Source organism: Microcystis sp. M49636_WE2 (genome assembly GCF_030065375.1).
GTDB classification, from domain to species: Bacteria; Cyanobacteriota; Cyanobacteriia; order Cyanobacteriales; family Microcystaceae; genus Microcystis; species Microcystis aeruginosa_C.
This window is the reverse complement of the sequence record NZ_JASJFG010000860.1, coordinates 1-1,794: the sequence shown is the minus strand read 5'-3', so window position 1 is coordinate 1,794 and position 1,794 is coordinate 1. Positions and strand designations below refer to the sequence as shown.

The 1,794-nt window shown below is 40.7% G+C and carries 1 protein-coding gene and 2 pseudogenes; 2 read left to right on the top strand and 1 reads right to left on the bottom strand.

Features of this window, described 5'->3' with window-relative positions; all coding sequences use genetic code 11:
• Positions 1-217 (top strand): annotated as a pseudogene (locus PX484_RS19645) (cell division protein FtsH); the annotation flags it as partial.
• 20 nt (positions 218-237) lie between these two features.
• A pseudogene (locus PX484_RS26130) lies at positions 238-421 on the top strand (hypothetical protein).
• A gap of 41 nt (positions 422-462) precedes the next feature.
• On the opposite strand, the gene PX484_RS19640 reads toward PX484_RS26130, so the two are convergent.
• Positions 463-1,794, bottom strand: a 1,332-nt coding sequence (locus PX484_RS19640) for a hypothetical protein (RefSeq protein ID WP_288105205.1), incomplete at its 5' end; no start/stop codon positions are given.

The window sequence follows — 1,794 nt, the reverse complement described above, 5'->3', positions numbered from 1 at the left end:
TAATCAGGGTAGTCCCCGCCGTTCGATCGGGGAAAATACGGCCAAAGCGATCGATGAAGAAGTTAAACAAATTATCGACGCTAGTTACCAAAAAGCCCTAGCAATTCTCAGTCACAACCGCAATTTATTAGAGTCCATTACTGCTAATCTTTTGACCACCGAAGTAATCGAAGGAGAAGAATTGCAAGAATTCTTAAATCAAGCGCAAATGGTCTGATCAATCCTCATAAACAGGGTCTGCTGAAAAAGTTTTTCGTGGGGACAGGGTGTGGGGTGTGGGGTGTAGGTTTTTACAGATTCTCATCTGATCAATTACCTAATTTTCAGAGAAAAAGTACCTTAATTTTCCCCCGATCACTCCCAGAACTGGTACTTTTTGATTGACAAAAAGTCTAAAAGTATTAGCCAAAAAGGTTTTTAGATTTATCCAGCAATCCTCATAAATAGTCCAGAATATCTAACTTAAGGAGAAGACAGAATCAAAGCATTAGAAAATTGATATTTCCCTGCTTTGACGGTTAATTTGCCCTCTTTCCATCCCAAAGAAACGGGAGAGTTATCTCGACTTAAACTGTTATAAAGGGCGAAATTTTTTGACCAATCGTGCTTTTGACCGTTACGAATTAACATCGGCAGTAAATTGACTTGATTATAGGTAAATTGTAAACTCTGTCCCTGACTGCCTTTAAATAAGAGGCTGCCTTGGTTAATTTGAGTTAAATTTACTTGACTTTTTTGCTTAAATATGCTCTTGAAATTCTCATAACTACCCTGGGTTGCCGCTTCCCCCACTTCCAGAGCAAAACCCGCATAATTGTTACCTGTGGGTAAAGCTTGGTAGGTATTATCATCGGGATAAGGGGAATTAGGAATCTCGATCATTTCAGGAGAAGAAAGATTTATTAATCTCAGAGCTAACCAAGTTTTTTCTAATTGAATAAACCAGATATTATCATCTTTTTCTACCTTGGCGGTTTTCGGTAATTGCCAGAAAAAAGCTTGATCTGCTGGTCGTAACCAGATTAAAAGATTACGATATTGTCCGATCTCATCCCCGGGATTTTTGCCCGGTTTTACGCCATTTTTGCCAGTGTTAGCCACAAAAAAATCCACCCCTTTGTGTTGATTAAAGGCCATTAATTTAAACGGGGCCACATCGCCATCGGGGAAAGTTCCCGCCAGACTACCCATTTGATAACTAGCCCCGATAAATTGAGTTTCCCAATAACCTGGACTTTGATTATTGCCCGGTTTCCAGTTTTCATACAGGGGTTTACTGGCGAGAATTTCTACCGGTTTATTAAAGTTTTTTCGGGCTAATTCCATCACTGCTAAAGGAGGACGATAACCACTGGTAATTAGATAAAGAGAGTCCAATTCCGGGCGATTATTGGGGACGGGAGTATCACCAAAGTATAGCCAAAAAGTGCGGGCTGCACCCGATCGCATTGCCCCATTACTACCACCATAATCGCGTTTTACAGGGCCACCCCAACCACCGCGATAATATTTAACACTAGCGGCCATGGATAACCAATCTAAGGCCATTTTTGCCCATTGTTTAACTTCCGTATCTTGAGCAAAATCGTAGAGATTGAGATAGGGAGCAAAGGTGTGACCGTGATAAACTTCTGAATCCCATTCTCCCATACCGATGTTATATAAAGCTGAAACGTAACGCTTAATTTTACTTTTATAAATTTGACGAGTTGCTTCATTTCCGGTTTCTTCGGCCATCAGATAAACCGATGTTTCGCGCATCGCTCGCAGGTTATCAGTATTGCGACTATCTAC